This window comes from Paenibacillus sp. EB106-04-04-XG159 (genome assembly GCF_058791835.1).
Map to the genome: position 1 here is coordinate 97163 of NZ_JBYTDY010000005.1, position 8636 is coordinate 105798.

General features: G+C 50.6%; 8 protein-coding genes. 2 read left to right on the plus strand and 6 right to left on the minus strand.

The genetic code is table 11. From position 1 onward, the window contains the following. Window positions 1-5 precede the first annotated feature (5 nt). Complete coding sequence (locus AC3WTP_RS07910) at window positions 6-803, plus strand: DUF2705 family protein (protein WP_492394054.1); 798 nt, start codon at window positions 6-8, stop codon at window positions 801-803. A 61-nt stretch (window positions 804-864) separates the two neighbouring features. On the opposite strand, the gene AC3WTP_RS07915 is transcribed toward AC3WTP_RS07910, so the two are convergent. From AC3WTP_RS07915 to AC3WTP_RS07940, 6 genes are all read right to left on the minus strand, one after another. Beyond that, entirely contained in the window at window positions 865-1182 is a 318-nt protein-coding gene (locus tag AC3WTP_RS07915) for a hypothetical protein (protein ID WP_458570781.1), read from the minus strand. Window positions 1183-1253: 71 nt separating this feature from the next. Continuing rightward, a complete protein-coding gene (locus tag AC3WTP_RS07920) occupies window positions 1254-1775 on the minus strand; it encodes a zinc ribbon domain-containing protein (RefSeq protein WP_492394055.1) in 522 nt (173 codons plus the stop codon). Then, entirely contained in the window at window positions 1768-2121 is a 354-nt protein-coding gene (locus AC3WTP_RS07925; protein WP_492394056.1) for a hypothetical protein, read from the minus strand. Before AC3WTP_RS07925 ends, AC3WTP_RS07920 begins: the two co-directional genes overlap by 8 nt. Next, window positions 2108-2674, minus strand: coding sequence for an RNA polymerase sigma factor (locus AC3WTP_RS07930; protein WP_492394057.1), 567 nt, complete (start codon window positions 2672-2674; stop codon window positions 2108-2110). Before AC3WTP_RS07930 ends, AC3WTP_RS07925 begins: the two co-directional genes overlap by 14 nt. Window positions 2675-2829: 155 nt before the next feature. Next, complete coding sequence (locus AC3WTP_RS07935) at window positions 2830-3939, minus strand: D-alanine--D-alanine ligase (RefSeq protein ID WP_492394058.1); 1110 nt, start codon at window positions 3937-3939, stop codon at window positions 2830-2832. Window positions 3940-4115: 176 nt separating this feature from the next. Next, complete coding sequence (locus AC3WTP_RS07940) at window positions 4116-5120, minus strand: amidase domain-containing protein (protein ID WP_492394059.1); 1005 nt, start codon at window positions 5118-5120, stop codon at window positions 4116-4118. A 329-nt stretch (window positions 5121-5449) separates the two neighbouring features. Here AC3WTP_RS07940 and acnA point away from each other — a divergent pair, with 329 nt between their 5' ends. After that, window positions 5450-8176, plus strand: coding sequence for an aconitate hydratase AcnA (gene acnA, locus AC3WTP_RS07945; RefSeq protein WP_492394060.1), 2727 nt, complete (start codon window positions 5450-5452; stop codon window positions 8174-8176). The last annotated feature ends 460 nt before the right edge of the window (window positions 8177-8636 follow it).

Here is an 8636-nt window from a genome sequence, read left to right on the forward strand (position 1 = left end):
AGAATATGAATGTATACTGGAGAGAAATGAAGTCCAATCTCAAATCGATTATCATCTGGAGCGTAGCGATACTGTCCCTCATTCTTATCAGCATGAGCGAATTTAAAGCTTTATCTGCCAGTGAGCAATCCTTGAACGCCATTGTTGCGAAGATGCCGGATGCCCTTCAAGCGCTGATGGGCGGATCGTCCTTTGATTTTTCGAAGGCGAGCGGATTCTACGGCGCCATATTTAGCTATCTGCTCCTTATCACAACGATACATGCCGCTATGCTGGGCGCTAACATCCTCGCGAAGGAAGAACGGGATAAGACAGCGGAATTCCTGCTTTCGAAGCCGATATCACGCGGCGCTGTAGTCGGGTCAAAGCTTACGAGCGCTCTATGCAATATCGTGCTTCTTACTCTCGTTACTTGGGGCATGTCTGTTATCATCATGAATCAGATTGGCGGCGAAGAACAGCTCACAGCTGAACTAACGATACTGATGGCAGGAATGCTGCTGCTGCAGCTCCTATTCTTCTCGCTGGGCTTCGTTCTAAGCGCCGTGTTTGCCCAGGCCAAGCGAGCTTCTGGCATCACTGTAGCCGTCCTGCTTCTTACTTATTTGCTGTCCATCATGATTGATCTTACAGATAAGTTAAACGGGTTGGCCTTCCTGACACCGTTTAAATATTTTGACACGGCAACGATACTCGGCGGAGGCGGACTTGATGGCGTATATGTGATCGTTTCACTCGCATTAACCGCTCTGTTTACCGCTATGACCTTCGTGTTCTATCAGAAACGCGACTTGCACCTATAGATATGCAAACCGGACTGACGGGCCCGCAAGCCTGTTCAGTCCGGTTCTATTATGGCTAATGCTATTTCTGATCTCCAAAGAACATCTCATACGCAAGCGCGGTCTGCACACGCGACTCCTCATCGGTCAGCTTCCGGATCAGCACCATCTCAACCTCTGTGACTTCTTCACCCTGAAAGTTGATTTCTGCGATAGAAGCCACGATCTTGACGATGGCAACCGCCACATTATCAAGGGAATAAGCAATGACCTTCTGACCTGTCGGAAATACACGAAACCCTGACTTTTTCATTTTGCCGCGGCCGTATTCCAGCAACTCATACAGCTCTTGCTCTGACTTAAACTTGCATACCGAATTGAACTCTGTCTGAAATCCCATTCGATCAGCTCCTCTCTGTCCTGCTGTCTTTATTGAACCATGAAATGAGAGACAGAGGCAATTCCTTTATTCTATCTGTTGCGCGACGCGCTGACAGGCATCCGCTTGCCGCAGCTTGGGCAGTACATCCACCCCGCCAGAACGGCTGCATGACAAGACGGGCATTGGTTATGCTGTTTATCGCCGCAGTTAGGGCAATATTCGAAGGAATCCAGCATCAAGTGAGAACAGGTCTGACAAGCATGCATGGTCTGTGGCTGCATCCCCGCATCCAACCCGTTATGGCCATATTGACCTGCCGCATACGCTCCCACCGGATTGCGAACGATAACGTACAGCAGCAAGCCGATAGGGATATACATCGCGATCAAGGTCCACAGCCATACGTTCATTCCGCGTGAACGAGCGTCGAGATACACATATCGACCGACAAAGCACCCTACAAGTACGATGAATATCATGAATCCAAAGAAAATATACAGGAGCAGCGGGTTCCCTTCATTTAATAATCCAAGTGTACCTATAAATCCGATACCCGCCAGCATCATAGATACGAATGTTGTCACGATCATAAATAATGTCTTGCTATTCATAGATACGTCCTCCTCTAATCAATGTTCGAATATACGCTAAGGATTGAAGCTCCTCTCGATTGCGAAGCTCCCAGATGATAAACAGCTGAACTCCGACCATGCCAAGCAGTGCCCACAGAGCCATGGTCCAGATCCATTCGCTCCGAAGACTCGGAAAGAATACGGCCAGCAGTGCTCCTATGAACAATAGAAAGAGCGCTCCCCAGAGTACAGTTACGACGAGCGTAGCTATAAGGTCGTTCCTCTTCATCTTGTGCTTCGTTCGCTCCACTACGGCTTGAGGCAGCTCAATCCGTTCTTCCTTCATTTCTTGAAGCAGCTCTTCCAATCTGTTATCTTCCATCATCCAGCACCTCCATCTGCTTCTTCAACGCTAGTTTAGCCGCGTGCAATCTTGACTTGACGGTCCCTTCCGCGATCCCCAGAATATCCGCCATCTCACGGTAGCTGCATTCTTGCATGTAGAACAGCACAATGGCAATACGATGCTCGTCCTTTAACTGGCCCAATGCCTTCCGCACGAGTTCCTTCTCCTGCAGCTTCAGCATATGCCGCTCTGGCTGCATGCTGTCGTCCACAGCGCGTTCTATCTCCTTCTTCTGACTGTCCTCATCCCAGTATGGCTTGATTCGCAGAAGCCAGCGCTTCGCTTTGCGATATCGGTCACGGTACAGGTTAATCGCGATCGTAAACAGCCAGCTCTCCTCAGAGCGCATACCATCCATCTCGCCTGCGTGCTTCATGACTCGCAGCCACACATCTTGAAACAGGTCATCCGCTTCCGCCTGGGAGCGGCACAGGTGCATGCAGAATCGGTATAACGGCTGCTGGTATCGTCGCATTAACGCCTCTATTGAAGGGTTATTCTCACGCTGCAGGCTTGCACTATTTTCTCTCACCAGCCGCCTCCCCCTTATTGCTTCTATTCAGTATGACGTCCAAGCCTCACGCTTGTTCGCCAATTTAGAAAAAAGTTTTCCACGCAACATGAAACAACCCCCTGTGCGGCATAGCGTGCACAGGGGGCTGTATGGAGAAGCGGCGTATGCTTCTCTTATTTGCTTTCGTATTGAAGCTGCTGCTTTACTTCATAGCGGTCAAGCGCCAGCTGTATAAGACGGTCAAGCAGCTCGCGGTATGGCAGCCCCGTTTCCTTCCACATCAGCGGGTACATGCTGTACGGTGTAAAGCCAGGCATCGTATTGACTTCATTAATGAATACCTGCATGTCGGAACGACGTACAAAGAAGTCAACGCGCGACAGTCCGGAGCCGTCAATCGCGCGGTATGCCTCAACAGCCATCGCTCGCAGCATCTCCGTCAGCTCGCTGTCGATTGGAGCCGGAATCGCCATTTTCGACTTACCGTCAGTATACTTCGCTTTATAATCATAGAATTCATGCTCTGATATAATCTCACCCGGCACAGAAGCCTGCGGATAATCGTTGCCCAATACGCTGACTTCAATCTCACGGGCATCAACAAACTCTTCCACGATCACTTTGCGATCGTAGTTTAACGCCAGATCAACCGAGGCAATCAGTTCCTCGCGGTTGCGCGCTTTCGATATGCCCACTGACGAGCCCAAGTTAGCCGGCTTTACAAAGCATGGATACCCGAGCAGCTCCTCAATGTCGATCAGCACCTGCTCACGCTCATGCTTCCATTCCGCAGCGATAAAGTCAACATAATCGCACTGCGGCAGTCCGATTGCCGCGAATGCCTGCTTCATGAAGGCTTTATCCATGCCAACCGCGGAGGCGAGTACTCCCGCGCCTACGTATGGAATGTTGGCCATTTCGAACAAACCTTGAATCGTGCCGTCCTCGCCATTTGTGCCATGCACGAGCGGGAACATCACATCTATTGCTTCATCAGAGGCCGCATTTGCGCTGCTATCCAGGCCCGCGAACAGAATTCCCATCGCAGCAACTGTGCCGCCGCGCGCTGAGCTGAGCGTCAGCTCAGAAGCTTCTTGGAATGGAGCTTGCATCGTCGAACCTACTCTCCATTCACCTGTCTTCGTAATATAGAACGGAATAAGTTCGTATTTGTCATAATCAAATGCATTCATTACCGCGTATGCCGTCGATAACGATACCTCATGCTCTCCAGATTTACCGCCGTACACAATGCCGACGCGCATTTTTCCCAGTTGTCCCATAATTCCCTCCGTCAGCGCTTCTTGCGCTACATTTCCTGTTTCGACGCATTCTGCAGCACATCATCACATAAGTACAAGCACGCCAAGACGTTACAGCCTGGCGGCTCAGCACTCTAGCGATCCAGCAGCAAATCGTCTATGCAGTACGCAATAACGGCATCACTCGACCGTGCATGCTAGAAAGCGTCTATAATATGAAAGAAACGATACGTTGTCGCTTCTGTCCAAGCATATGAATCCTGGTAATCCCAATATCGATGGCGGCTGTTGTTCGTATGCGCATTGACGAGCGGCATTCCGTTCATATCAAATGCAGTTACGATCGTACTATGCTGGTAATTTCCATTTCCATCCCAATCGTACAGAATGACATCGCCAAGCTGCAGTTCCGTCGGTTCATCAACAAGTTCCGCACGCAGACCTGAAGTGCTATTGTCCAAATAGCGCTTCATGCCGTTCGACACAGCCCAGCTGAAGCTCCACGCTTCACGGTCGTTCACCATGCCTTTGAACCACCAGCCCATTTCTCTTTTACCAGTATAGTTCATAGGTGCACCGCCTGCAAAGAGACATTGCGAAACGTAATTGGTGCAATCGACTTCAAACGACAGAAATCTAGGATTCGATTCATTCCACCACTGCTCCGCATACTCCACTGCCTTATTCCTCCGGTATGGAATCCTTGAAGCAGGCTTCTGCCCTCCTAATATATCTGTATTTAAATAAGGCATAGAACGTGAGATGTGCGCCTTCTCTTCCTTCTCTTCCTTCTCTTCACGATAGATGCCGCGTGCATGACGTTCCGCCTGTGGCTGCTCGATCTGGGTAATCACCCAGCCGTCGCCTTCTTTACCTAATGTAATCCGCTCACGCTCAATTCGTTCCTCCATCATCTGAAGTCCCTGCTGTTCCAGCATCAACTGCACATGGAATTCCAGATCAACTACGGCTTCGCCTTCACTTTCATGTGTACGTATGAGCTTTGCCTTTGTCTCGCTGCGCACAGGGTATGTATCGCGAGCACTGTACCATTCCTTTATGCGCTGGGACCGCTCGCTCATTCGCATCGTATAGCTCATGTCCGTTATTGGCACCTGCAGCGGCTGACGCCGGTCATCCACTTCATTGCGGTTATGCTGGTCCACATACATGTAAAGTGTATTCTTCCATGCCTGACGCATCCCGTGACCCCTCCGAATCATCATCGATTTGACGTTATCGCTACTCTAGCAGTCTTGTCCTTCTTTTACATACATCTATTACAACCATTGTATGCAAGCGGGAAGGCGGGCATGTCGAGAGGGTTGAATTAGGCATTATTTCACAGGAAAAACACTTTACCATTCTTGGAGAAAACGCTATACTGAAAGTGTAAATCACTTTTTTTGAAATCAAGTTCCATCTAGTGAAACAGAGTCGGATTAATCAGTTTGATTTCCATCTTTCACAACAGACCATATGAAATGAAATGCGAATGATGATCGCACACAACACTGAGGGAGGTTCTACTATGGCAAGAACTGATGCATACTCCTCCGCCCGCGACCTGAGCGTTGGAGGCCAATCGTACCGCTACTACAGCCTGGAATCGCTGGAAACGCAAGGTTTTGGCGGCATATCCCGCCTGCCGTTCTCTATCAAAGTGCTTCTGGAAGCAGCAATCCGTCAATTCGACGGCCATGCCATCACGAAAGAGCATGTCGCACAGCTTGCGAACTGGGCTGACGGACGTGATGAGAACAAGGAAATCCCGTTTATTCCCGCACGTATCGTTCTTCAAGACTTCACTGGTGTGCCAGTTGTCGTAGACTTGGCTGCTATGCGCGACACTGTGAAGAAGGCAGGCGGAGATCCTAAGCAGATCAACCCGCTCGTACCTGTTGATCTTGTCATTGACCACTCCGTTATGGTTGATGCTTTCGGATCGAAGGATGCGCTTGAATACAACATGAACGTCGAATTTGAACGCAACGAGGAGCGCTACCGTTTCCTCCGTTGGGCACAAACGGCATTTGATAACTTCCGCGCGGTTCCTCCTGCGACGGGTATCGTTCACCAGGTTAACCTGGAGTACCTCGCATCCGTTGCGGCTACAAAGAGTGTTGACGGCGCTATAGAAGTATTCCCAGACTCTCTGGTCGGAACAGACTCCCATACGACGATGATCAACGGTCTTGGCGTTGTAGGTTGGGGCGTAGGCGGTATTGAGGCAGAAGCAGGAATGCTTGGTCAACCGCTCTACTTTGTTACACCGGAAGTTATCGGCTTCAGGCTGACCGGCAGCCTTGCAGAAGGCGCAACAGCAACTGACTTGGCGTTGACGGTTACGCAGATACTTCGCAAGAAGGGCGTGGTAGGCAAGTTCGTTGAGTTCTACGGCCCAGGACTCGCAAGCATCGGTCTTGCAGACCGTGCGACTGTAGCGAACATGGCACCAGAATACGGCGCAACGATCGGTTTCTTCCCGGTTGACAGCGAAACATTGAACTACATGCGCGGCACTGGTCGCTCCGAAGCACAGATCGAACTCGTTGAAGCTTACTATAAAGCTCAAGGCATGTTCCGCGAGGCGAATACGCCGGATCCTGTATTTTCGGATACAATCGAGCTTGATCTCGGTTCCGTCGTACCAAGTTTGGCTGGACCTAAGCGTCCGCAAGACCGCGTAGAACTGACTGACATGAAGAAATCTTTCAACGAGATCATCCGTACGCCGATCGAAAAGGGCGGATACGGATTATCCGATGAGAAGATTGATGAGATGGTAACGGTTCAGCATCCAAACGGTGCAGAAAGCAAGTTTGGCACTGGCGCAGTCGTTATCGCAGCTATCACTAGCTGTACGAATACGTCTAACCCTAGCGTTATGATCGGTGCGGGCCTTGTGGCGAAGAAAGCGGTTGAGCGCGGCTTGACTAAGCCAGCTTACGTGAAGAGCAGCTTGACGCCAGGTTCCCTCGTTGTTACGGAGTACTTGCAGAAGGCAGGACTGCTTGACTCGCTCGAAGCACTCGGCTTCCACGTTGCAGGCTATGGCTGCGCAACTTGCATCGGCAACTCCGGTCCGTTGCCAGACGAAGTTGGCAAGGCAATTGCAGACAACGATATGACGGTTGCGGCTGTATTGTCCGGTAACCGCAACTTCGAAGGCCGCGTGCATGCTCAAGTGAAGGCGAACTATCTGGCTTCTCCTCCACTCGTAGTTGCATATGCGCTCGCTGGCACAGTAAATATCGATCTTGCCAACGATCCAATCGGCTACGATCAGAACAACCAGGCTGTATATCTGAAGGATATCTGGCCTACTTCCGCAGAGATCAAGCAAGCGGTAGCTGACGCTATCACACCTGCTATGTTCCGTGAGAAGTACGAGAACGTGTTCACACAGAACGAGCGTTGGAACTCCATTCCAGTTCCGACTGGAGAGCTGTATGAGTGGGATGAGAAGTCCACCTACATTCAGAACCCTCCGTTCTTCGCGAACCTTGGCGAGGGCTTGGTTGACATTCAAGATATCAAAGACGCTAACATATTGGCGCTGCTCGGCGATTCCGTTACCACTGACCATATCTCGCCAGCTGGCAACATCAAGGTAGACAGCCCTGCAGGCTCCTACTTGATCGACAATGGCGTGAAGAAGCAGGACTTCAACTCCTACGGTTCCCGTCGCGGCAACCATGAAGTGATGATGCGCGGTACATTCGCTAACATCCGTATTCGCAACCAAGTAGCTCCTGGTACAGAAGGCGGCGTAACGACATACCTTCCTACTGAAGAAGTGATGTCCATCTACGATGCATCCATGAAGTATCAAGCTAGCGGCAACAACCTTGTCGTCATTGCTGGTAAAGAGTACGGCACAGGCAGCTCCCGTGACTGGGCAGCTAAGGGTACTTACCTGCTTGGCGTGAAGGCTGTCATCGCTGAGAGCTTTGAGCGTATTCACCGCTCGAACCTCGTTGGCATGGGCGTACTGCCGCTTCAATTCGAAGCAGGTCAAGGCTGGAAGCAGCTTGGACTAACGGGTCGCGAGAAGATCGATATCACAGGTCTTTCAAACGACGTGCAACCAGGCCAATCCATGCGCGTAACAGCGACACGTGAAGACGGTACATCCTTCGAATTCAACGCAATAGCTCGTCTCGACAGCTCCGTTGACGTTGATTACTACCATAATGGTGGTATCCTGCAAACAGTGCTCCGACAAATGATCGCTAACGAACGCACTCATGCATAATTCATAGTCTGGTATCAAACACCTGCTGGAGCCTTGGCTTCAGCAGGTGTTTTACTGTTGCTAGGATTCTGCATGAGCGAGCTATGTAATGCTAGCTGCATGTTCTCCCCATACCTCAAGTAAATGGCGGCGGGGAGTTCTCTTCCTGCAAGTATTCGACCACTATCCCATCTAATCAGTAAGTCTGCTCCTAAGTTAGCGGGATATTAGGCAAATGGCAGCGGGGAGTTCCCTTCCTGCATGTATTCGACCACTATCCCTTCGAATCAGTAATCGCGCTCCTGAGCGTGTGGGATATTAGCCAAATGGTGACTGGGAGTTCCCTTCCTGCATGTGTTCGACCACTATCCCTTCGAATCAGTAATCCCGCTCCTGAGTTAGCGGGATATTAGCCGAATGGCGGCGGGGAGTTCCCTTTCTGCATGTATTCGACCACTATCCCATCTGGTCAGTAAACTCG